This is a genomic window from Flavobacterium ginsengisoli (assembly GCF_029625315.1).
Taxonomy (GTDB): Bacteria; Bacteroidota; Bacteroidia; order Flavobacteriales; family Flavobacteriaceae; genus Flavobacterium; species Flavobacterium ginsengisoli.
This window is the reverse complement of the sequence record NZ_CP121110.1, coordinates 4478611-4500906: the sequence shown is the minus strand read 5'-3', so window position 1 is coordinate 4500906 and position 22296 is coordinate 4478611. Positions and strand designations below refer to the sequence as shown.

At 32.3% G+C, this 22296-nt stretch carries 24 protein-coding genes and 2 pseudogenes; 14 read left to right on the top strand and 12 right to left on the bottom strand.

Annotated elements, in window-relative coordinates; genetic code table 11:
• Positions 1 to 19: 19 nt before the first annotated feature.
• The 7 genes from P5P87_RS21310 (at position 20) to P5P87_RS21280 (ending at position 6230) form a co-directional block, all read left to right on the top strand.
• Positions 20 to 730, top strand: a complete 711-nt coding sequence (locus tag P5P87_RS21310) for a type 1 glutamine amidotransferase (RefSeq protein ID WP_278020544.1) — start codon at positions 20 to 22, stop codon at positions 728 to 730.
• 304 nt (positions 731 to 1034) lie between these two features.
• The gene (locus P5P87_RS21305; RefSeq protein WP_198858231.1) at positions 1035 to 1556 is read left to right on the top strand and encodes an RNA polymerase sigma factor; all 522 of its coding nucleotides are present in this window, start codon (positions 1035 to 1037) and stop codon (positions 1554 to 1556) included.
• 46 nt (positions 1557 to 1602) lie between these two features.
• Positions 1603 to 1812, top strand: a complete 210-nt coding sequence (locus tag P5P87_RS21300; protein ID WP_198858232.1) for a hypothetical protein — start codon at positions 1603 to 1605, stop codon at positions 1810 to 1812.
• 12 nt (positions 1813 to 1824) lie between these two features.
• Positions 1825 to 2667 carry a FecR family protein gene (locus tag P5P87_RS21295; RefSeq protein ID WP_198858233.1) on the top strand — a complete coding sequence of 281 codons (843 nt, stop codon included), beginning with the start codon at positions 1825 to 1827 and terminating at the stop codon, positions 2665 to 2667.
• A gap of 99 nt (positions 2668 to 2766) precedes the next feature.
• Positions 2767 to 3099 (top strand): hypothetical protein, encoded by a 333-nt coding sequence (locus P5P87_RS21290; RefSeq protein ID WP_278020543.1) that lies wholly within the window; start codon positions 2767 to 2769, stop codon positions 3097 to 3099.
• The gene (locus P5P87_RS21285) at positions 3044 to 5386 is read left to right on the top strand and encodes a TonB-dependent receptor (RefSeq protein ID WP_278020542.1); all 2343 of its coding nucleotides are present in this window, start codon (positions 3044 to 3046) and stop codon (positions 5384 to 5386) included. Before P5P87_RS21290 ends, P5P87_RS21285 begins: the two co-directional genes overlap by 56 nt.
• A gap of 28 nt (positions 5387 to 5414) precedes the next feature.
• The gene (locus P5P87_RS21280; RefSeq protein WP_233074205.1) at positions 5415 to 6230 is read left to right on the top strand and encodes a DUF4249 domain-containing protein; all 816 of its coding nucleotides are present in this window, start codon (positions 5415 to 5417) and stop codon (positions 6228 to 6230) included.
• 73 nt (positions 6231 to 6303) lie between these two features.
• Here P5P87_RS21280 and P5P87_RS21275 read toward each other — a convergent pair.
• Positions 6304 to 7442, bottom strand: a pseudogene (locus tag P5P87_RS21275) (Atu1372/SO_1960 family protein).
• A gap of 67 nt (positions 7443 to 7509) precedes the next feature.
• On the opposite strand from P5P87_RS21275, the gene P5P87_RS21270 reads away from it, so the two are divergent.
• Positions 7510 to 8310: an AraC family transcriptional regulator gene (locus P5P87_RS21270; RefSeq protein ID WP_278020541.1), complete on the top strand. Its 801-nt coding sequence runs from the start codon at positions 7510 to 7512 to the stop codon at positions 8308 to 8310.
• A gap of 100 nt (positions 8311 to 8410) precedes the next feature.
• Here the strand turns inward: P5P87_RS21270 and P5P87_RS21265 are convergent, their stop codons facing one another.
• The 9 genes from P5P87_RS21265 to P5P87_RS21225 form a co-directional block, all read right to left on the bottom strand.
• Positions 8411 to 11488, bottom strand: coding sequence for a DUF2339 domain-containing protein (locus tag P5P87_RS21265; RefSeq protein WP_278020540.1), 3078 nt, complete (start codon positions 11486 to 11488; stop codon positions 8411 to 8413).
• A 204-nt stretch (positions 11489 to 11692) separates the two neighbouring features.
• The gene (locus tag P5P87_RS21260) at positions 11693 to 12058 is read right to left on the bottom strand and encodes a hypothetical protein (protein WP_278020539.1); all 366 of its coding nucleotides are present in this window, start codon (positions 12056 to 12058) and stop codon (positions 11693 to 11695) included.
• Positions 12059 to 12182: 124 nt separating this feature from the next.
• Positions 12183 to 12704 carry a GNAT family N-acetyltransferase gene (locus P5P87_RS21255; RefSeq protein WP_278020538.1) on the bottom strand — a complete coding sequence of 174 codons (522 nt, stop codon included), beginning with the start codon at positions 12702 to 12704 and terminating at the stop codon, positions 12183 to 12185.
• A gap of 13 nt (positions 12705 to 12717) precedes the next feature.
• Positions 12718 to 13347 (bottom strand): MgtC/SapB family protein, encoded by a 630-nt coding sequence (locus P5P87_RS21250; RefSeq protein ID WP_278020537.1) that lies wholly within the window; start codon positions 13345 to 13347, stop codon positions 12718 to 12720.
• A 104-nt stretch (positions 13348 to 13451) separates the two neighbouring features.
• Positions 13452 to 13871: a helix-turn-helix domain-containing protein gene (locus P5P87_RS21245; RefSeq protein WP_278020536.1), complete on the bottom strand. Its 420-nt coding sequence runs from the start codon at positions 13869 to 13871 to the stop codon at positions 13452 to 13454.
• Positions 13872 to 14025: 154 nt separating this feature from the next.
• Positions 14026 to 15828 (bottom strand): glycoside hydrolase family 2 protein, encoded by a 1803-nt coding sequence (locus P5P87_RS21240; protein ID WP_278020535.1) that lies wholly within the window; start codon positions 15826 to 15828, stop codon positions 14026 to 14028.
• Positions 15829 to 16237: 409 nt separating this feature from the next.
• A complete protein-coding gene (locus tag P5P87_RS21235) occupies positions 16238 to 16582 on the bottom strand; it encodes an HNH endonuclease (RefSeq protein WP_278020534.1) in 345 nt (114 codons plus the stop codon).
• A gap of 4 nt (positions 16583 to 16586) precedes the next feature.
• On the bottom strand, positions 16587 to 16979 hold the full coding sequence (locus P5P87_RS21230) for a hypothetical protein (protein ID WP_278020533.1): 393 nt from the start codon (positions 16977 to 16979) through the stop codon (positions 16587 to 16589).
• A gap of 21 nt (positions 16980 to 17000) precedes the next feature.
• The gene (locus P5P87_RS21225) at positions 17001 to 17600 is read right to left on the bottom strand and encodes a 5'-methylthioadenosine/S-adenosylhomocysteine nucleosidase family protein (protein ID WP_278020532.1); all 600 of its coding nucleotides are present in this window, start codon (positions 17598 to 17600) and stop codon (positions 17001 to 17003) included.
• A 171-nt stretch (positions 17601 to 17771) separates the two neighbouring features.
• Here P5P87_RS21225 and P5P87_RS21220 point away from each other — a divergent pair.
• The 6 genes and pseudogenes from P5P87_RS21220 (at position 17772) to P5P87_RS21195 (ending at position 20132) form a co-directional block, all read left to right on the top strand.
• A pseudogene (locus tag P5P87_RS21220) lies at positions 17772 to 18336 on the top strand (DUF6642 family protein).
• Positions 18337 to 18338: 2 nt separating this feature from the next.
• The gene (locus P5P87_RS21215; protein WP_278020531.1) at positions 18339 to 18512 is read left to right on the top strand and encodes a hypothetical protein; all 174 of its coding nucleotides are present in this window, start codon (positions 18339 to 18341) and stop codon (positions 18510 to 18512) included.
• Positions 18513 to 18528: 16 nt separating this feature from the next.
• Complete coding sequence (locus tag P5P87_RS21210; RefSeq protein ID WP_278020530.1) at positions 18529 to 19002, top strand: hypothetical protein; 474 nt, start codon at positions 18529 to 18531, stop codon at positions 19000 to 19002.
• Positions 18971 to 19261: a helix-turn-helix domain-containing protein gene (locus tag P5P87_RS21205; RefSeq protein WP_278020529.1), complete on the top strand. Its 291-nt coding sequence runs from the start codon at positions 18971 to 18973 to the stop codon at positions 19259 to 19261. Before P5P87_RS21210 ends, P5P87_RS21205 begins: the two co-directional genes overlap by 32 nt.
• A gap of 69 nt (positions 19262 to 19330) precedes the next feature.
• On the top strand, positions 19331 to 19531 hold the full coding sequence (locus P5P87_RS21200) for a hypothetical protein (protein WP_198858246.1): 201 nt from the start codon (positions 19331 to 19333) through the stop codon (positions 19529 to 19531).
• 28 nt (positions 19532 to 19559) lie between these two features.
• Positions 19560 to 20132, top strand: coding sequence for a pentapeptide repeat-containing protein (locus P5P87_RS21195; RefSeq protein WP_278020528.1), 573 nt, complete (start codon positions 19560 to 19562; stop codon positions 20130 to 20132).
• Positions 20133 to 20226: 94 nt separating this feature from the next.
• Here P5P87_RS21195 and P5P87_RS21190 read toward each other — a convergent pair whose 3' ends face one another.
• Positions 20227 to 21795, bottom strand: a complete 1569-nt coding sequence (locus P5P87_RS21190; protein WP_278020527.1) for a DUF4957 domain-containing protein — start codon at positions 21793 to 21795, stop codon at positions 20227 to 20229.
• A gap of 47 nt (positions 21796 to 21842) precedes the next feature.
• Complete coding sequence (locus P5P87_RS21185) at positions 21843 to 22283, bottom strand: RagB/SusD family nutrient uptake outer membrane protein (protein WP_278020526.1); 441 nt, start codon at positions 22281 to 22283, stop codon at positions 21843 to 21845.
• Positions 22284 to 22296 lie beyond the last annotated feature (13 nt).

Genomic DNA, 22296 nt, shown 5'->3' with positions numbered 1-22296 from the left:
TGTAATTTTTTTAGATCGAATGAACATACACTTTATACAACACGAAACTTACGAAGCTCCAGGCGCGTATTTGAATTGGGCAGAAAGCAGAAATCACAAAATAACTTTTTCTAAAGTTTATAAAAATGAAGCTTTGCCAGATTCTGCTGATTTTATAGACATGCTGATTGTAATGGGCGGACCTCAAAGTCCAAACATGACTCTTAAAGAATGTCGTTATTTTAATGCTGAAGCTGAAATTGCTTTGATTCGAAAATGCATTTCTCTAGGAAAAGCAGTTGTGGGAGTTTGTTTAGGATCGCAACTTATTAGCGAAGCTTTAGGAGCAAATTTTGGTCATAGTCCAGAAAAAGAAATTGGAGTCTTTCCGATTACTTTAACCAAAGAAGGATTAATAGACGACAAAATAAATCATTTTGGCACCACTTTAAATGTTGGCCATTGGCACAACGATATGCCAGGTTTAACCAAAGAAAGTAAAGTCTTAGCTTTTAGCGAAGGGTGTCCTGTTCAGATTATTTCCTATTCTGATCTTGTTTATGGCTTTCAATGTCATATGGAACTCACAACCAAAGTCGTTTCTCTTTTAATTGAAAGTGAAACTGATTTATTAGCCAAAAGCAAAAAATATCCATTTGTTCAAAATCCTGAAGAAATTCTTTCTCATGATTATACAGAAATGAACGAAAAGCTTTTTGTTTTTCTAGATAAACTTACAGCTCGCTTATAAAGGTATTTTATAAGCAGTCTCAAATTGACGATACATTTTCAGCAATAAAAAGAGAATAATTGCTTTCCATTTTTACTAAAAAAAAGTCCTCAACTCCAAAACATTCTTTTTAATTTTGCTCCACCAGAAAAAAAAGCTTCCCCCTATTTGTAACATTTCTCGTTGCAAAAGCGTCAAATCTTAAATTTAATTACGGTTCTTTGCAACTTATTACATTTCTGATTTGAAATTGCTCAAATTTCTGAATACAATAATATTGATACCAATGAGTTTAGACTAGGAAGCTAGTTACGATATTTTCGTTATGGACAATAAAAAATTTATTTTAAGTTTAAAAAAAGGTAATGAAGCGGCTTTTAAGGAAGTTTACTTCAGCTACTACGATAAACTAATAAATATTGCCAAACGATTTAACTCTTCTGTATTTACTCCTGAAGACTTTGTTCAGGAAACTTTCATAAGACTATATAATAAAAGAGAACTGCTTAACGAAGATGTTTTGTTTGACAAACAGATATTTGTTATCTGCAAAAACATTATTATCAATCACGTTAACAGAGAAAATAAAATAATTCAGCTTGATCCGAATCAAGTTGACGTGCCACAGGAAGAATCAGACTCTGGAATTTTTGAAGAAAGGCAAGAAAAACTACAAAATTTCATTAATCAGCTTCCAGAACAGCAACAAAAAATCTTCACTTTACATAAACTGGAAAACCTTAGCTATAAGGAGATTGCAGAAATAACGGATCTTTCTGAAAAGACCATTGCCAATCATATTTATCTCGCCAGTAAATTTATTCGAAAAAAAATCGAAAACCATTAGGAACTTTTTAGTTCTCGTTTGTTATACTATAAAACAAGAACTAAAAATGCATATCGAAGCGTATAAAACTAATGTAAAAACAAAGAAAGATGCCAGCTTGCTTGTAGCTTATCTTCAGTTTGTCATTTCTGACTGTATCATCAATTTTGATCGTCAGGGACGCGAAAACATCCTCAAAATCGAAACCAACCGTGATATTAAAGAAATGGTTTATCGTGTTTTCAGCAAACAAGGATTTCATTGTCAAATCATTTAATATCTAGAAAAGATGGATCAGGAAAAATTTGACGAAGAATTTAAAAAATTATGGAAAGAGTCTCCCCTTTCTCACTCCGAAGATGAAAAAGAAGCTTCATGGGAACAATTTCATTCTATAACATTTTCAAAAAAGAAAAGAAAATTTAAGCCTTGGCATCTTTATGCGGCGGCTTCGGTTTTACTTTTTGCTCTTATTGGAACTGGATTTTATTTTACAGAAAACCCTTCAGCTGAAAATGTAGTTCTTTCTGAAAATGTAATCGAAAATAAAACCTCAACAATAAAATATGTGGTTTTGCCAGATAGCTCAAAAGTAGAATTGGCTCCAAATTCTAAAATTATTTATGGAAACGATTTTGCTTTAAATAGAAAAATCCAAATGGATGGCGAGGCCTATTTTAAAGTTAAGAAAGACAAACAGCATCCATTTCAGGTTTTTTGCGATGAAACAACAACTACCGTTTTAGGAACTTCCTTTATAGTGAAAGAATCTAAAAACGAAGAAATTACTGTTGAATTATTTGAAGGAAGCGTTCAGATGAATGTGAAGGGTCAAAATCAAAAATGGATTTTGAAACCGGGAGAAAAATTCACCTACGGAAACCAAACCGCTTCGGTATCAGAATTTAGCCGTTTTGTAGATTTTGATAATGAAAATCTTTCTGCGATAAGCCATTACATCGAAGAGAATTATGGCTATAAAGTGGTTCTTCCGAAAGAAAACCAAAATCAGAAAATCACAATTCGAATCAATAGAAAAGAAGATTTAAAAACGATTTTACAATTACTATCAGAAATGTATAACCTAAACTTTGAAATAAATGAAGATTTAAAGCAGATCACTTTTCAATGAAGACAAAAAAGGATGTAAGCCGCGAAACTCCACATCCTCCTTAATGTTCAGGATAACATCAAGTTATCCATTTAATAATATTCAAAAATACAAAATTTCATGAAGCATATAATTTCAGCATGCTTTTTTTTATTCAGTTTGTGTATGTCTGCTCAAAGCGTTACCGTAACTGTTGACCAAAATGTAACTTTAAAAGAATTCTTTAAACAGATCGAAAATCAAACCGATCTTAAATTTGCTTTTACTGATCAAATTGATACCAATAAAAAGTATTTTACTCAGAAAAATACTTTTAAGAATATTGAAATCAGCAGTCTTATTACGGAATTGAATAAAATTTCGTCTGTACAATTTTCTGTAGTTGGTAACAATATTTTTGTTAAACAGAAAGTGCAACAAACTCAAAAGCCTGCCAAAAAAAAAGCAAGCTAACCGCCACGTTCTTGATGACGAAAGACAACCTGTTATTGGCGCTAATGTCTACATTAAAGAACTCGAAACTGGTGTTGTAACAGATCCTAACGGAAAATATAGCATCGATGTTCCAAATGGAAATTATACCGTTCAGGTAAGTTATGTTGGATTTAAAAATGAAGAAAAACGAGTTTCTGTTTCTGATGACACTAAGGTTAATTTCAACATCGATTCTGACAGTCAGCAATTGGGAGAAGTTATTGTAATGAATAATAAAGCAGTTGACATTAAAACAACCCAAATGAGTGTTAACAGGCTTTCTATGCAGGAAATCAAAAAAATTCCAGTTGCAATGGGAGAAGCCGATCCTTTAAAATCGATTTTGACTTTGCCTGGTGTTACCAATGCTGGAGAAGCTTCTTCTGGCTTTAATGTTCGCGGTGGTGCTGCCGATCAGAATTTGATTCTTTTAGATGGTGCTCCTGTTTATGCAGATTCGCATATGTTCGGGTTCTTTTCTATTTTTAATGCTGATATCGTAAACGGTTTAGATTTATACAAAGGAGGAATTCCGTCAAAATTTGGAGGACGCGTTTCTTCTGTTTTAGATGTTACGCAACAAACGGGAGATTTTGAAGAGTATAAAGTTAATGGAGGAATCGGGATTATTTCGAGCCGTCTTTTAGTTCAAGGTCCGTTGCAAAAAGAAAAAGGTTCTTTTATTCTTTCTGGGCGTGCTTCTTATGCACATTTATTTATGAAATTGGCTGATAATAATAACTCAGCAATGTTTTATGATTTGAATACAAAGCTGAACTATCGTTTTAACGCCAAAAACACGCTTTCATTTTCTGGTTATTTCGGAAATGACGTATTCGATATTAATGATCGTTTTGCAAGCACTTATGGAAGCACAATGGGAATTTTGAGCTGGAAACATAAATTTTCTGATCGCTTAAGCAGTAATTTATCAACGTTCTATAGTGATTACAGATTTAATTTAGAAATTCCGATTGAAAGCTTTAAATGGGACAGCAACATTCAGAGTTACGGATTGAAATACAATTGGAATCTTCAGCAGTCTGAGAAATTTAAAATCAATTATGGTGTTGATGGTTTGTATTATAATTTCAATCCGGGAGTTGTAAAACCAACTAGCCCAGATTCTCAGTTCAATTATATGCAATTGGATAAAAAATATGCTTTAGAAGCATCTGCTTTTGTTGATTTCGAAAATCAGATTACTGAGAAATTGAATTTCCGTTACGGACTTCGCTACAGCATGTTTTATCGTTTAGGAGATGAAACAATAAGCACTTACGAAAATGGTCAGGCAGTAGTGTATAATCCGTTATACAATATTTATGAAGAAGGAACGCCAAACGGAAGCATTACTTACGGAAAAGGAAAAACTATCAGCAAATTCAATAATTTTGAACCTAGAGTTGCTTTATCTTATGCCTTTAATGACGAAACTTCTATAAAAGCAAGTTACAACAGAATGGCGCAGTACATTCATATTTTATCAAACACACAATCTCCTTTACCAATGAGCATCTGGACTCCAAGCGGACCTTTTACAAAACCTCAGCTTTTGGATCAGTATGCGATGGGTTATTTTAGAAATTTTAAAGACGGAGATTACTCTTTAGAAACTGAATTATTTTATAAAAATGTTCAAAATCGTATTGACTATATTGACGGTGCTGATGTTTTGGCTAACAACAACATTGAGCAAGTTATTCTAAACGGGAAAGCCAGATCTTATGGAATGGAATTACTGTTTAGAAAAAATACTGGCGTATTCACAGGATGGGTTTCATATACCTTATCTAGAGCCGAACAAAAAACACCAGGAAGAACTCCTGAAGAACCAGGAATTGCAAACGGTAATTGGTATTTATCTGGATATGACAAATTGCATAATTTAAGCATTGTGGGAAGTTATGAATTGAATCCGAAATGGTCTTTCAATAGTAATTTCACTTTACAATCTGGTCAGCCAGTAACGTATCCTAATGGTTATTATGAAATGGGCGGCATCCATGTTCCAAATTATTCTTTAAGAAACGAAAACAGATTACCACTTTTCCACCATCTTGATCTCGCAGCGACTTATACGCCAAAACCAGACAAAAAGAAAGGGTGGCAAAGCTATTGGGTATTTAGCCTTTACAACGTTTACAACAGAAAAAATGCGACTTCTATGAGTTTTACAACCAATGAAGACACAGGAGCAAATGAAACCCGAAGACTTTCTATTTTCGGAATTGTACCTGGAGTTACTTATAATTTTAAATTTTAATGCTATGAATAAATTAAAAAAACACATAATGAACAAAGCACTGGCATTAATAACTCTACTTTTTGTTTTTTCTTTTGCTTCATGCGAAGATGTGGTCAATCTTGATTTGCCAACTGGTGAAACCAAACTGGTTATTGATGCTGAAATTATTTGGAAAAAAGGAACCGACGGGAAAGAACAAACTATAAAAATTAGTAAAACAGCTCCTTACTACAGCGGCTCGACGCCAAAAGTTTCGGGTGCGCAGGTACGAGTAGAAAACGGTAATGGCGATACTTTTACTTTTAACGAAACCGAAGCTGGAGTGTACAAATGCACCAATTTTGTTCCTGTACTTAATGCTGATTATAAATTATTTGTTGATGCCGAAGGCCAAAGTTTTACAGCTGTTGAAAAATTGACTTCTGTAACTCCAATTAATAAAGTGGAGCAAAATATTGTTAAAGATTTTGACGGAACAGATATCATTGAATTGACTTTTTATTACACTGATCCTGCAGATCAAACCAATTATTATGTGACTGATTATCAAAGTTCATTTTTGATTTATCCAGAATATGAAATCACAAATGATGAATTTTATAACGGAAACGAAATCAGTACAAGATATTCTCATGAAGACGATATAAAAACGGGAACGACTGTAACAATTACGCATAGAGGTGTTTCTAAAAATTTCTATAATTATTGGAAATTAATTCTAGAAGCTTCAAATTCTAATCCGTTTTCTATTCCTCCTGGAAATATTAGAGGAAACATTGTAAATACAACCGATGCTACTAATTTTGCTTTGGGCTATTTTAGACTTTGCGAAGCAGATCAGGTTCCTTACTTGGTGAAATAAATAAACAACCATTTCATAAATTCAAAAACTCCTTAAATAAAACATTTAAGGAGTTTTTCTTTTTAAGCTAATTTTATTCTACCTCAAAAACAGCTTGTATTTCTACTGAAGAATTTACCGAATTGAAGAAGCTCCGAAAGTCGCTCTAGCATGTTTTCCTTTTTCGCCAAAAATTTCAGCAGTAAGATTTGAAGCAACGTTCATTAAATCAGCGTGTTTGGTATAATCGTCTTTGGTATTGAAAATCCCTGTCAATTGCACACAACGTTTTACACGGTTTAAATCTCCGTCAACTGCTCCATTCAAAACCGAAATTACGTTTAGCATTGTCTGTTCGGTTGCGTCTTTAACTTGCTGTTCATCTACATTCAATCCTAATCTTCCTGGATTCAGGATTTTTCCATCTTTTAAAGCCACTTGATTAATAAATATCAAATTTCCTGTACGAACATATGGCTGATAATTTCCTGCTGGTTTAGGCACTTGCGGCAATACAATATTCTTCGATTTTAAAATAGCATTAATTGAAGATTCTTGTTTTACTGTTATTTCTTTCTTAGCAAAAGTTCCTTTTAAAGCAGAAGCAACTTTAGCAAAATTTTTTCCTTGCAATTCGGCTAAATAACGTTCATCTTTTGTTGGTCTTTCAACATCTTTTAAGGAAGCCAAACTTGTGGTTCCTAAAACAGAATTTCCCTGCGGAATTTTCTTGTCGATTTTTTCATTACCTCTAATTCCGTTTGAAACCAAAACCATTCCATGCACGGCCAAGCTATTCCAAAAAGACTGTAAAGCCAATTCTTTTCCAGCGCCACTTCCTGCCGACATGAAAACCATTGCAGGCATTCCTTCTAAAGCATGATTCGTCCATAAATTGACTGTTTTAGAGAGAAACTCACTCATGGCAGTACTAATATTTCCAAAATAAACAGGCGAACCAAACGCGATTCCGTCATACGATGGCAACTCCTCAACCGTTGCAACTGGAATTTCTTTTAATTTTGAATTAGTTGCCGTTTTTACTTGTTTTATAATTGCTGTAGCATTTTGGTCACTCTCGATTCCTTTAGCAATTTCTTTTGCCAATTCGTAAGTTCCGCCATTGTCAGAATGTATAAGTACCAATATGTTCGTTTTTTTATTCTGCGCTTCACTTGTATGGATCACTAATAATGTCAAAATACCGATCCAAAAGAGATGTAGTTTATTCATGTTATTGTAAATTATATTCATTTACAAAATTAGCAATGACGTTTTTATTAACTTTGCCAAAAAGTACATGCAAAACGCCAATTTAAAATGTGGCTTATCTGAACCAACGGAAGGTCAATTTCTAGACAATATATCAACAAACGCTTATGTTTGGTATGACCAAAACTGGCAGCATGACGAATATCTGCACACGCACGAACGTTACCAATTAACTTATGTAGAAGAGGGTTATCAATATTTTCATATTGAAGAAAAGACTTATCTCGTTCCGCAAAACCATGTTATCTGGATTCCGACCAAAAAAGAACATCGCATTTCTTCAGAATCTAAAACCGTAAACTTGATAATTGCTTTATTCAAATCTGTTCCCACGCAAGATTTTTTTCAAAATGTGCATGTTTTCTCGGCTCCCAATGTTTTAAAAGAAATGATTCTTTATGCTCAAAAATGGGATAAACTTTTAACAGAAAATGAAGAACAGTCCAATTTCTTAAAAGCGATTTTAACGAGTCTTCCTAACTTTTGCAAAGAAAACAATGCATTACAAATTCCAGTTCCTGCAGATGACCGTTTGATTCCTGTTTGCGATTACATCAACAAAAATTATCAATATGCTTTTGAAATTGACGAATTGGCCAATCTAGCCCAAATGTCGGTTCGCAGTTTGCAAAGGGTTTTTAAACAGAAAACAAATATTACGCTTCAAAAATATTTGCGACTAATTCGTATTCTAAAAAGCATTGAACTTTTAGATGCCAAACAATATACTTTAAGTCAGATTGCTCATTTGGTTGGTTATAAAAGTCTATCTGCTTTTAGCGCTTCTTATTTTAATATAATTCAAGAAAAACCAAAACTTAGGAAATGATATTTTAGCTAAAAAAACAAATTAAATCAGGGTCTAAAACACAAGAACCACAAATTCATTTATTTGAATTTGTGGTTCTTTTTATTGAGAAAGATTTATGTTAATCAAATCGCTCTTTGTATTTTTTAAATAGCGTATTCATAATCAAAAGTACTATTCCAACTCCTAATAAAACCATAGCTCTGATTAGGAAATCTGCGTTTGATAAGTCAAAAAACATGAGTCGTATAACACAAATTCCTACCAAAGACAATGATACATATCTAAAATATTTTTCTTTAAGAAGAATACCTAATATAAGCAATCCTAGAGATTCTAATATCCAGAAGAAGGTTAAGATTCCTTTATCGAATGTAAGGAACAAAAATAAACCAATACTAAAAGTGGCTGGATAAATAATAATGCTGTTTTTAAATTCGAAATCTTCGATATATTTATAGACAATAAAAATGTATAGTGCCAGTAACGCAAATATAATAAGGTATACAAATTCGAATCTAGATTCAAAATAATTGAAACTTACAAAAGCCAAATGAAAATTGGCCAGTAAGTAATACACAATACTGATTTCCTTTTTGTTTCCTATTTTTTTATAATAAAGAATACTATTTACAATAGCAGTTGAGGCCCAAAACACAGGAAGCCATTTATGCTCTAATTGCGCAAACATAATTGTAGAAAGCCAAAAGTTGATGACAATTTGAAAATCTACTTTCAATTCTTTTATGAAATCTTTTTTCTTGATCAGGATAACTAAGACAATCAATAAAGCCACACTCAATAGCTGTAATCCCCAATCGATCAAATCAAAATCATTAAGCTTTTTGACGCTGTAAAAAGCAGAAACTAAAATGGACAAAAGTGAAATAATTAAAATCGATTCTGGAGCTAAATTTATCTTTCTGTATAAAATCAGACCAAAATTCAAGATGGCCAAAAGCATAAATATAGCTGGCAAATAAGCAATTTCTACCTGAATAAATAATAAAGTGATGATCCATAAGTTTTGAACAATCGGTAAAACTGAAATAAACATTTTACCTGCTTCTCTTGTACTTTTTACTTGCAAATAATAATAAACTACAGATAGCAAAACGCATAAGGCTTGCACACTATAAAGTATAATTCTATTATCAGGATTGGCATCAAAAATGGCCTGATAAATACTTAAAAATATTGTTCCAATTAATAGTACAAACGAATAAATGTTGTAACGCCCAAATTTTTCAATTTTCTGAAAAATCCAAAAAATTAATATAGCCAAACCTCCTAAATATATTGGAATATAGGTAAGTTCAATACAAGAGAAACCAAAAATTAAAGCATTAAGAAGTATCAGCTCACAATTTAATGTATGGAAACTTCCCCATCCAGAAATAACCTCGTTTGACTTGTTTCTTATTTTATCTGCAAACAAAACATAAACTTCGACAGCAGAAAGTCCCAAAGCAATCAATCCAATTTCGATAGTATTTAAAAATTGGGTGTTATATAAAAACAAAGCATTTCCGAATATTAAAAAAACCGCACAAAAAAGATACAGCAGAATTTGGTTGTCTGAAGAAAGTGTTTTTCGCTTAAATTGAAGCCAAAGAAATTCATGGTTTAATATAGCAATAGCAATCCAAGGCAAAATTTGAACAATATTTCCTAAAAACAGATATTTATAAGAAAGCGAAACAAGTAATGCATTTGCCCCCACAATGCTAATTGTTTTAATAATGCTTTTATCTGTATAAAATTCCTTTACAAACCAGTTTGCTATAATTACAGCAATAATTCCTAGAGCATAAAAAATATCTAAATTAGATTTTGCTTCTATAGCAATTAATACTACACCTACTACAATAGCAATGTTTAAAAAAGTAAATCTTCCTATATCAAATGTGTTTGTTTTGAATTTGAAGCGCAAAAGACACCACAATAAAGCAATAAACACAAGCGGATAATAGAACGAAATTTCGATTGTATGATACCAGCTTATGAAAAAGAACATTGAAAACAGAATAGAGAGAATTCCATTTAAGCTCAAATCTTTCTTTAAAAGGAAAACATCTGTTTCTAAAAATTCTTTTCTTGCAACACAAAAAACAGAAACTGACAATGTTGCCACTATCATCACAATTAAGGAAGCAAAGATATTTGTAATATTGGTTTGTACTGAGGATGGATTGATGTGCAAAATAAAGAATCCTAAAATAAAAATCCCTAAAGCATGATTGAGTCCTAAAAATATTTTATGCAATAAAATTTCCTTGCTTTTGTAAACAATTATTAGGCATGTAACCACTAAGAAGTACAATCCGCATGCGATTATATCATAACCTACTTTCCAATCATTAAGCATAAAAATGGTTAAAGCAAAAAGTACAAACGAAACCATTCCGTCAAGATGATACAGCCAAAAAATCTTTTTCTTTCTGGCAAATAGTGTTGCAAAAAGGCAAAGAATACCCGCGGCCAGCAAAACAAAGATTTTGATTCTGCTTCCGGTTGAATGCAAAACCAGGCCTAAAGCAAATAAAATCCAATTGGTTAAATGCGTTACAAAGGCAATTTTATCAAATCTTGTATTGGCATAAATACTTCTGTATTGCATATACATACAGCTAACCGAAACCAAAACAATACCGATTATAGCGAAGATATTTTGAGACTTACTTAACGCATTTGTGCCTTGTGTAAACCAAATATCAAATATTATAAAACCAGAAATAACAATTAACAAATGATACTCCCATTTTTCTTTGTACGATAAAATAATTCCCGCTGTTGCAGTGACTGACGCTAGTAAAAATGTAATTAATAGTTTTTCGGGAATTACACAGAGAATTAAAATACTCAAAATAGTATGGAGCGATAAAAAGGTTTGCTGTTTAATAATATATCCCACAAACAAATTGATTCCGATTCCGATTCCAATAAGCGAATACGCAAGAGGAATATTATCTATAAATGTAAGAGCCGGAATTTGCGATGCGCCAAAACAGCCAAACAAGAATAAACTTGCTCCAGCGCTACGAAGCCAAAGTCCTGTTTTGAACCATTTTTCTTTCTTCTTTAAAAAATAATAAGACCCAGCTAAAATTCCAGCATAAAGCCAAAGAATTAATACACGGAACATTGGCGAAACTTTCAATGCTGTATAAATACTCAGATAACCAATTCCTAACACCATAATTGCGGTTCCAAGAATTCGGTCCAGTTTTCGGCAAATTGCTGTTCTAATTTTTTGATTAAAACTGAAAAAGCGCTTTCTACATAAATTTTCTCTTCTTCAAATTCTTTCGAATCATCATTTAGAGTCTCTTTATTTACAGGAAGCGTTTCAAAATTTTCTACAAACTGAGAATTTTCGTTTGCTTCAATTTCGTTATAGGAATCAGCTGTTAAAGTATCTGAAACTAATATTGGACTTTCTGAAATTTCTGCTTGCTACAATATTGCTTTCTTGAGAAATATCGTCAATAAGAGAAGCAGCATCTGGAATAATTAAAGGTATATTTTCGGGTATAGGTTCAGAAATTATTTCAATCTCTTCTGCTGTAGAAGTCAAGTCTCCAGGTTTAAAATCAGGTTGAATCAGCTGATTTTTTATTTCTTCAATTTCTTTTTTCAAAGATTTATAATCTTCCTTAATCTTTGAATAAGAAGAATCTAAAAATTCATTCTCCTTCTTTAATTTCGAAAAATTATTAAATAAAATGACAACACATGCAATTAATGATAAAAGAATAAAATTCTCCATAGTCCAAATTTTGAATTGGCTAATGTAAGAATTGTAATCTTAATTTAACTTTTTAAATAAAATAGTTTTGTGATAAAACAAAAAATCAAAAGACACCAGTAATTTGCTGTATTAGAACCAGTGTTCAATTTGTTTTTTCGATCTGATAAACAAAATTCAACTTTGGTTTTTCTCCAAAATAAGCCACTTCTTCTTCAGCTATTTTTTTTGCTCCTACTCTCGAAATTGCAATTTGCGAACGAATATTCTCTGAACCAATATGAAATTTCACTTTGGATACATATTGAAAAAGATAATCCAGCATGGTCTTTTTTACACTTTGATTCACGCCTTTTCCCCAGCACGAAACAGCATAAAAAGTATAGCCAATAAAAATACTATCGTCTTCTTGATCAAAATCGTAAAATCGTGTACTTCCGATAACTTCTCCGGTTTCTTTGTTTATAATTTTAAAAGCGCCTTTACTTTTCATGGCTCCTTCAAAAAAATTTTGAAAGACTTCTTTTTTCCATCGGTCTTTGTTTGGATGTTGTTCCCAAATTTTAGGATCTGAAGCTACTTGGTATAATGCATCAAAATCTTTTTCTTCTAAAGGAGATAGAAGGCAAAGATCATTTTCTAAAATGGGTTGTAAATTAAAATTCATTATTCTTATTTTTTTATAAAACTAATTCTTCAAAAATAGGATCTTGCAAAAGCGAAGCATACAAAGATTCTATGGCATGTTTAGAACCATGTATTTGCCATTCTAAAATAATATGGTCTATATTACGGTGTTGCATTAACAGTTTAGATTTTATACCATAAGTCGAAAAAAGTTCTTTGCATCTTGCGTGTCCTGCGTCTGAACGTTTAAAGGTTATTCTGAGCGTTTTATGCTCGTTGATGAGGTCAATTTTATCTTGAAGAATGGTAAGCATCGTTAAAATTATAAGAATCATAAGTGCCGCGCAAGCCGAAGCAAAGTAATAACCCGCGCCAACTCCCATACTTACAGCCGCAACCGACCAAATTGTCGCCGCGGTCGTAATGCCCGAAACGTGGTTGTCTGATCTAAAGATTACTCCTGCGCAAAGAAAACCTAATCCTGTTACAATATTAGAAGCTATACGGTCTGGATTCCCAGATCCTCCAATCCATTGTGACATTAAAGTAAAGAAACAAGCTCCAACAGAAATCATTATTGTGGTGCGCAGACCAGCTGCTTTTCCTCTGTATTCTCTTTCGGCACCAATTAAAGCACCCCAAAATGTCGCTAAAAGCAATCTTATGATAATTTCTAGTTCCATTAAAGTCTTCTATTTTTCAAATAAAATTACATAAAAAACACAAAAAAACCTTCAAAATCAAAATGACTTTGAAGGTTCTCTCTATTTAAGTTTTTACACAAAAACTATTTTCCTTTCAATAGTTTTTCTAAATATTCGATTTTATCTTTTTCAGCTTGCAAAAGGCGTTCGTAAAGCTTTTTATTTTCTTCAACAGATTCTATTAATTTATCTAATGGATTAAATGTGCAGTGATGGTTTCCATCATGATTTCCGACACTTCCTTGACTATTATCGTAAAAATTATTGAAATAATTGAATACAGCTTCCTCCGAAAAATTCTTGATAGCTTCAACAGTTACATCTAAAGCTTTTGCAATTTCGATTAATTTTTGTTCATCAACAGTTTCACTATTTTCGATATTTGAAACTGCTTGCTGGCTTATTCCCAAAGCAATTGCCAATGCTTCTTGTTTCATGTCTTTTAGCTCACGAATGCGGCTAATTTTTCTCCCGATGTGATTTGGTCTAGTTACTGTACTCATAGTTCAAAGATAATAATTACGACTTTAAAAATAAGAAATATGTAGATTACATAATTTGTTCTGCATGATACCGAAAAACGGTAAATAGAAACTTATTTTTATATGATGCCAAAAATACAACTTTTCAGACAAAAATAAATTTTAAAAATCTTGTTTACTTATATTCTTTTTCTTTTTGTGCATACCAATCTTTCATGACATAAAAAGCTTTCTTTTTAATTCCCTGATCAGAAATTAAACCTTTGCGATTGAAGAAATCCTGAATATTCGGCAACTGTCTTCTTGGCGATCTAAAATCGACTAAAATCCAAGGAGAAACTCCTGCTAGACCTTCAATTCTGTTGAACATTTGTGTGTTTTGAATGTACAATTCTTCTTGATATTCTTCGTTCCAACGTTCTTTTTTATCACCATGAAGACCTTGTAACGCTTCGCCTCCAAATTCACTTATAATAACGGGTTTGTTATACGGAATTACCCATTGCATGTCTTTGCAAGATTCGTTAGTTCCTCTGTACCAACCTAAGTATTGATTAAAACTTACGATATCTACATATTCATTCATATTATCATGAAGTGTATTGATGTTATTCGAACTCGAAGTAACCTCCATTGCCATACTTATTAAACGAGAATTATCTTGTGTGCGAGCATATTTTGCTAATTTGCTTAAGAATACATCTCGGTCATCTCCATGTGGCGTTTCGTTGGCAATTGACCAAATTACAATGCCGCAACGATTTTTATCACGGTAAATCATGTCATGCAATTGATGTTCTGCATTGGCATAAGTTTCGGGATTTGTCCACGAAATAGTCCAATAAACAGGAACTTCAGACCAAATCATTAATCCCATTTTTTCAGCTTCTCTTACCATATTTTCGTTGTGCGGATAATGCGCCAAACGAACATAATTACAGCCTAATTCTTTTGCCCAAGTCAATAATGTAATCGCATCATTTTGAGACCATGCTCTTCCGGATCTAAAAGGTGCTTCTTCGTGAATGCTGATTCCGCGTAAAAAGACTTTTTTTCCGTTTAATAGAATTTCTTTGCCTTTTGTCTCAATGGTTCTAAAACCAATTTTATCAGCAATATTTTCATCTGCTTTACTTATAGTTACGTCGTACAATTTTGGTTGTTCGGGTGTCCATAAAACAGGATTGGCTTTTATTTCGAAATACGCAACTCCTTTAGCATCTGTTGTAACGTTCTTTTTGATTTTTAATTCTGGAATTGAAACTGAAACTGATTGATTTCCGCTTTCATTATTGAGTTTTATCCAACCCGAAATTTTTCCTTTTTCTTTTTTATCCAATTGAACCAAATAATCTTCGATATACGTATTCGGAACCTGAGCCAGAGTTACGTCTCTTGTGATTCCGCCGTAATTCCACCAATCCATATTTACCGTTGGCACGTTGTCTTTATGGCGTTTGTTATCGACTTTTACTACTACAAAATTGTTTCCGTCAACTAACAAATCGGTTACATCAAAATTAAAAGGTGTATAACCTCCAATATGAGTTCCTGCCATTTTTCCGTTCACGTAGACTTTTGCATCATAATTGACTGCCCCGAAGTGAAGAATTCCTTTCGATTTTGCATCTTTTTTATAATTAAAGTCTTTCTGAAACCAAACCGTTCCTTCGTAAAAAAACAGTCTTTGATCTTTCGAATTCCAATCAGACGGAATATCCATTACTGCTGAGGTTGCAAAATTATATTCGCTTAATTCTGTGGTGTTCCATTTTTTATTTTCGAAAAATCCGTTGTCTTTAAAAGGTTCTAAACGGTAATTAAAATATCCATTTTCTAAAGGATCTACAATATATCTCCATTTTCCGTTTAAAGTAATATTGTTTCTAGCTGAAATATTAGTTACTAATGGAATTTCCTGAGCTATTGTTTTTCCCATCAACAAAAAAGTACAGCACAGCATTGCAATTTTCTTCATAATAAAATCATTTTGGTTTCAATAGTTAATTCGTCTTTCATTAAAAAATGAAAACTATAAAGTTAAAAAGTTTCTCTAAAGCAGAGGTAAACTACTGTTTTTTGATTGGCCAAAATAACCCATCAAATACTTATCAGTTTTATCTTAGAACAAGTATTCTTGCTGTTTGTGGATTGTATTTTCATAAAAACTATGTGTCTCGATAAAAATTAATGTGTCGCTCCGCTGGAGCTTTTTGTTTTTTGAGAATTTAAATTATGCTATAAATATTGTGCTCCGCTGGAGCAATCTCTTAAAAATTAAAAAAGCCATTTCAATTAAGAAATGGCTTACGTTATGCAAAAAAGTTCACAAACAAAATTTTTCACCTTAAGTTATATTTCATTTGATCTTTATTTGAGAAATAATATTATATTTCATTTTTTGAAAAAAATATATTTCTATGATGAATTAAATAGTCAAGATGTCTTTTTTCTAATTTATGAAAATTTAATTTGTCAGTTTTCTTTACATTCAGTGCAACTAAATCATTATTTGTAAGTTCATCAGAAATTAAAATATTGCCATTATCATCGAATGAAATTAAATACTTATCAAACAGTTTGTCGTAAATAGGAGAAAGTAAAATCCCATTAAAAGGATCTAGCTTTTCTAAATTATCACTATCCTTCCATGGTTTTATGTGAGAAGCAATAAGAATTGATTGATTTTCACATTTTGTAATTGCGCATTTCTCCCAATGTTTAACAACCATTTTTCTAAACAAAGATTGCTGAATTCTTAACTTGATTAATCGGATTTTTTTCAGTTTCAATATCTATTGGCAAAGATTTTATTACTTCATCCTCTATACACAATATTAAATAATCTTTAGCTTGATTGATAATATCTTCATTGAGTTTTATCGAATTATTAATTATTCTATGCAATACGTCTTGTTCATATCCTTTCACGAATATTCTTTTTCCTCCAGATGCTTTTGTATTTATTGTTGAAGGCGACCATTTTTCTCCATTTTCCTTAAAAGCAATTCGAATTGAACTATTATCTTTTAAATCCTTGTGCGCTTGATAAATCTTGTAATATTTAATAAATGTTTCGGCACCAACACTAGTTATTAAATCTTCCATTTCTTGGTCAACTCTTTGCATCTAAAACTCTTAAATTTATTATTAAAAAACTTTCTCTTCAATCAATCCCAAAATTTTCCCATAAGCAATTGCCGCTTTATGAACCTGAACCGTCCAATCTTCGGCAGCATTATCATCGGCTCCGTCAGAAATATATTTTAAGCTTAAAAACGGAATATTCTCTTTCATGGCAATCATCGCCAAAGCGTAGGCTTCCATATCAACTATATTGTAGACATCTGAACAATGTTCCATTTCGAAATTATCTCCAGTTCCGCAAATTCCTTCTTGAAGATTATCCATCAACAAACCATATTCTAAAACTGGCGGTAAACCAGAAAGTGGCGTTTCGTATAATGCAAAACCTAAACCGCGAACATCCATATCTCTTTGTACAAATTTGGTACAGCAAATTACTTCGCCTTTTTGAAAGCAACCACTTCCTGCCGATCCTAGATTTATAATGATAGAAGGCCTTTTCTTTTGAATGGCTTTTGTCAATTCGTAAGTCGCATTTACTTTTCCAATTCCTGTAAATAAAATATTATGCCCTTTAAAAACTTCTGCCGCTTCAGATTCAAGAGCAAAACAGAATAATATATCTTCAACAGCAAAAGATGCCGTTTGGTTAATTTGTATCATGCGTAATTTATTTTTGGTTTACAAAAATACGCTTAAAAATTTACGTAGCTGTAACCTAAATTTAAAATCAAAAAAACACGTTAAAGTCTGTTTTCTCTATTGGATTTTATGATATAAAAAATACATTTGCTAAAACCAGTAAAAAAGTTTAAAACCAGAAAGAATAACTGCATGGATAATGAAAAATTTATTTTCTGCCTTGAAGGCGTTAAAGATATAGACGATCATACGCCGACCAATGTGGTAAAATGTCTGGAAGAATTGGCTATTGACCAAGGTATTTCGAGCATTCATAAAACTTGCGACACAATCGAAGGTTTAGAAGAAAGTCTGAATATTTTGCTTTATGAAGATCATAATTTCAAAGATTATGAAATTATTTATTTGGCAATGCCAGGTCAGGAAAACAATATCTGCCTTCACGATTATTATTACAGCATTGAAGAAATTGCCGAATTGTTTGAAGGTAAAATGAAAGGTAAAATCATTCATTTTGCCAATCTTAAGGTTTTGGATTTAAACGAAGAAGAAGCCCAATATTTTTTAGATATTACTGGCGCTAGAGCTATTTCTGGGTATGGTTCGACTTACAATAAAATTGCAAGTTGCGAGCACGATCGACAAAGCTTTTTTTAGTTTGTATCAGGAAAACGACAACCTAATTGAAGTTGTTGAAGATCTTTATACCAAACATTATAATCTGTGTAAACTGCTTGATTTTAGATTATATTATTAAAAATGAAAAAGAAGCAAGCAGAGAAAATAAAAACCTATGGCCCAAAAGGATTTCGAGAGAAGTTTTTAGGAGAAGATAATCCTATTCATTTGCTTTTCAAGTCGAATTCTGATCATTTTTTCTGTCTTGAAATCGAAGAAATGATGCAAATGCAAGCATCCAGTTCCACCTTCTAAACATTCTTGCCATACTTTGATTTTTATTTCTTCTGGCCAGCATGTTATGAAATTAGGTTATCAAGAATACATCACAACCGATAACGAAATGATTATGGTTCCGGCCGGTCAAATTTTTTCGCTTGATAATGTTAACAATATTCATAAAGGTTACATCTGCCAGTTTCATCCTGATATTTTGATTCGAAAGTATGGAAGCCGCGAGCTTCTTAATGATTTTGATTTTTTAAAAATTTCGGGAAATCCAAAAATAAAACTTGCCCCTGAAGATATTGCTCCAATAACCAATATTTTAGAACGATTGAAAAAGGAATATTCTGAAACAACTGTTACAGATTTGAATATTGTGCAATCGTACTTGATTACGCTGTTTTATGAAATGAATAAAAATGCGGTAAAAACTTCTAAAAGCATTTCGGCAGCAGAAGCAATTACAGCAAAGTTCAAAGAAATGATTCATGACCACATTAAAACGCAAGCACCAAGTTAATTACTACTCTTCTTTATTAAATGTTACTCCAAACCATTTAAACAAATGCGTTAAAACGGTAACAGGGAAATCAGCTGTTAAATGGATTGACGAAAACATATTACTAGAAGCCAAATATTTACTATTTCAAACTACACTTTCTGTGGGCGAAATTGCAACGCAAGTAGGCTTTGAAGATCAATCTTACTTTAGCCGATTTTTTAAAAAAACAGAAGGAATCTCTCCTATACGATACCGAAAAATGATTGATAAGTCCTAATTATTGATTATAGAATCCTAACAAATATGCGGGTGTTTTTCAGAAATTTGCTACCTCAAAATGCAAATTATGATTTATGTTTTTAAAACTTCCGTTGATAATCAGACCAAATTCGAATCGGCTTCTGCATTACTAAATCAATTATTACCAGAATCTCAGTGGAATTTCGACCTCGAAGATTGTGATAATATTTTACGAATTGATAGCGAATTGAATGCTGTAGAACTGCTTCAAAACAATACTGTTTTTGAATGCATCGAATTAGAATAAAACTTTATATACCTTCCTAAAAATTATAATGGAATCAAAATTATATCAAAATCGCACTTTTGAAACGATCGACTATTCGGAACAAAGTTTAGCCCATACTGAATTTGTAAACTGCGAATTCATAAACTGTAATTTCTCTAAAAGTGATTTAAGCCATAACGACTTTTTAGATTGTACTTTTAAAAATTGCAACCTTTCTTTGGCAACTTTAAGAAACACCGGATTGAAAAACATCAAGTTTATCGGCTGTAAATTAATGGGATTGGACTTTAGTGCTTGCAATAGTTTTCTGTTTTCAATGAATTTTGAAGATTGCATTTTAGACTATTCTACTTTCATTTACAAAAAGCTAAAGAAAACTACTTTTGCAGATTGTTTTTTAAAAGAAACTGATTTTTCTAATACCGATTTGTCTCTGGCAGTTTTTAAGAATTGTGATCTTTCTGGTGCCACTTTCGTGGAAAGTATTCTAGAAAAAACAGATTTCAGAAGTTCTCGAAATTATGCTTTTGATCCGTCAGAAAATAAGATTAAAGGAACAAAGGTTTCGCATGCGGCGCTTGCAGGTTTACTTCAAAAATTTGATTTATCTATTGAGTAGTTTTTAGTTTTATTCAATTCCATCTAAAGATAAAAAGCGGGATTGCAAATTCAATTGCATCCCGCTTTTCTCTATTTAATCAACCACGATTTTTTTATCTGCCACCGTACCAAAGTGGATCTCCAACTTTTCGATCGATTAAGGTTTGATCTTTAATCGTAAAGTCACCAGAAGTAGTTCCAAATTGAGGATCTAATGAAGTTCCAGATGCATCTGGTCTATTATTAGCAAGCGAATTAGGATTACCAATTAAGTTTGGTGAATTGAAATAATTATTATTTGTAAATGTCGGATTTGGAGTTGCCGTTTCTCTTGTATATGGTGCTGGTGTATTTGCAAACAATGTATTACGTACAATTATTGATGTAGTAGCAAAACGTGTATACAAAATTGCATTTCCTGTTGCTGCAAGCATATTTGGATTAGAAATCGTACAAGCATCTATTAACACATTTGAACTTCCGGTAAGTCCGGCATCCATACGAATGAAATATCTTGCTGTTGCGCAGTTGTTAAACGTACTGTTTTTAAGAGTAAGCTGTCCTAAGTTTGATCCTCTAAAGTCAATAAATTCTCCTCCAGTAGTCAAGATATTGGTTACAATTGTGTTTTCGATTATTGCTGAAGTCATCTTAGAAGCTGATAAACCAGCACTTATTAATGAAACTGCGTAATCATGTATATTACAACCACTTATTAAAAGTGCACCATAAGTTGTATTATTATCGTTGTATTTGACAACAGAAATATTGCTACCGCTAGCAAAACTATCTCCTTTCAAGTCAAGATCTATTAAGCTTAAATTAGTCGCTCCGTTTGTCATTACAAAATTAACATGAAGCTTTGGTTTATTAAAACTACGTAAACCTCTTAGTGTTATTGATTTGTTTAAGGTAATTGCTCCTATTTGGTTATCAGCAGTATAATCTCCTGGTTCAAGAACAAGTATAGCTCCAGATTCTGCATCAGCAATTTTCTGCATTAAATCGTCTGTTGATTTAACCAAAATACCATCTCCAATATCAATTCCAGTTGTAAAAGCTTTAGATCCTCTCTTTTTAGTTCCGTTATACAAATCTGCTGTATAAGAAGTTTCTCCTGTTAATCCTGTTACTATTGCAACACCACTAACTTTTTCTGCTGGCGTAATAACATGTGTTATTGCTCCTGGGTTAACTACAATTTGTGTCACAGTGCTATTTGCAGGCCATCTTAAAGTAACCTGTTTAGCATCAATATCTCCATCTACCGTAGCAAGATAAATATCTTCTGCCAAAGTAGTGGCAGTAGCAAGAGACCACTTAGAATCTTCTAGACCTGTAGCGCTAATTGCCTTTACTCTAAACGAATAAACTGTTTCTCCTTCTAATGCAATTTGCACAGGAAGTTCTGTTGGAGCAACATTTAAAGTTTTATAAATTGTACCGAAATTAGCATCATCGGCACTAATTTCTACTACATAATGATCTGCATCATCTTTAACTGTCCAATTTAATTCGACTGTAGTTTTATTTCTAACCACGGCCGAGATGCCTACTGGCGAAAAAGCCCTATTTACATCTAAACTGTCAATAACCGCTTCATTGTAACTCTCACAGCTTGAAACCGCCAGAGCCAGCAACATTACAGCAATAAATCCTTTTACTTTATATTTTGTTTTCATAATTATACTTTATTAATTTTCACGTTACTAACTATAATCACTTGTTATTAATAACCGTAATCATTTGTTAGCATTCCATTACTACTCTCAATAAACACTTTCCAAATTGGCCAGAATTGTCTATTGTTTGGATCTACTCCAGGTTTATATAAAGTATTGATTTTAGTATCTGCTGTTGCACCTGTCCAAGTCCATGTAAATTGCGAATAATCTGCTCCCGGGTTTGTAGTTTCTCCACGGTTCAAACCATAAATATCAAGACTAACATTATCTGCTTTGTATTTATAATACAATGTAGTAGGAACGTCTTTATAATTTCCTGAACGATTAGACAAATCTTTCATATCAGCTTTAGCTTCATCCATTTTTGTCTTAAGTAAATTCCAACGGATCAATGCTTGTTTACGCTCCATTTCTCCTGTAAACTCGTACTTGTTTTCATCAACAAGAGCATTAAACATGGCTACTTTACTAGTTAGTAAATTCACATAATTATCAACC

Coding starts and splice junctions, on each gene's coding strand:
- P5P87_RS21295 (WP_198858233.1), top strand. CDS start 1,825: ATGGATCAGGAAAAATTTGACGAAGAATTTAAAAAATTATGGAAAGAG.
- P5P87_RS21305 (WP_198858231.1), top strand. CDS start 1,035: ATGGACAATAAAAAATTTATTTTAAGTTTAAAAAAAGGTAATGAAGCG.
- P5P87_RS21200 (WP_198858246.1), top strand. CDS start 19,331: ATGATTTATGTTTTTAAAACTTCCGTTGATAATCAGACCAAATTCGAA.
- P5P87_RS21255 (WP_278020538.1), bottom strand. CDS start 12,704: ATGAATTTTAATTTACAACCCATTTTAGAAAATGATCTTTGCCTTCTA.
- P5P87_RS21190 (WP_278020527.1), bottom strand. CDS start 21,795: ATGAAAACAAAATATAAAGTAAAAGGATTTATTGCTGTAATGTTGCTG.
- P5P87_RS21280 (WP_233074205.1), top strand. CDS start 5,415: ATGAACAAAGCACTGGCATTAATAACTCTACTTTTTGTTTTTTCTTTT.
- P5P87_RS21260 (WP_278020539.1), bottom strand. CDS start 12,058: ATGGAGAATTTTATTCTTTTATCATTAATTGCATGTGTTGTCATTTTA.
- P5P87_RS21300 (WP_198858232.1), top strand. CDS start 1,603: ATGCATATCGAAGCGTATAAAACTAATGTAAAAACAAAGAAAGATGCC.
- P5P87_RS21230 (WP_278020533.1), bottom strand. CDS start 16,979: ATGCAAAGAGTTGACCAAGAAATGGAAGATTTAATAACTAGTGTTGGT.
- P5P87_RS21290 (WP_278020543.1), top strand. CDS start 2,767: ATGAAGCATATAATTTCAGCATGCTTTTTTTTATTCAGTTTGTGTATG.
- P5P87_RS21245 (WP_278020536.1), bottom strand. CDS start 13,871: ATGAGTACAGTAACTAGACCAAATCACATCGGGAGAAAAATTAGCCGC.
- P5P87_RS21225 (WP_278020532.1), bottom strand. CDS start 17,600: ATGATACAAATTAACCAAACGGCATCTTTTGCTGTTGAAGATATATTA.
- P5P87_RS21240 (WP_278020535.1), bottom strand. CDS start 15,828: ATGAAGAAAATTGCAATGCTGTGCTGTACTTTTTTGTTGATGGGAAAA.
- P5P87_RS21215 (WP_278020531.1), top strand. CDS start 18,339: ATGAAAAAGAAGCAAGCAGAGAAAATAAAAACCTATGGCCCAAAAGGA.
- P5P87_RS21235 (WP_278020534.1), bottom strand. CDS start 16,582: ATGGTTGTTAAACATTGGGAGAAATGCGCAATTACAAAATGTGAAAAT.
- P5P87_RS21270 (WP_278020541.1), top strand. CDS start 7,510: ATGCAAAACGCCAATTTAAAATGTGGCTTATCTGAACCAACGGAAGGT.
- P5P87_RS21195 (WP_278020528.1), top strand. CDS start 19,560: ATGGAATCAAAATTATATCAAAATCGCACTTTTGAAACGATCGACTAT.
- P5P87_RS21310 (WP_278020544.1), top strand. CDS start 20: ATGAACATACACTTTATACAACACGAAACTTACGAAGCTCCAGGCGCG.
- P5P87_RS21205 (WP_278020529.1), top strand. CDS start 18,971: ATGACCACATTAAAACGCAAGCACCAAGTTAATTACTACTCTTCTTTA.
- P5P87_RS21265 (WP_278020540.1), bottom strand. CDS start 11,488: ATGGTGTTAGGAATTGGTTATCTGAGTATTTATACAGCATTGAAAGTT.
- P5P87_RS21250 (WP_278020537.1), bottom strand. CDS start 13,347: ATGGAACTAGAAATTATCATAAGATTGCTTTTAGCGACATTTTGGGGT.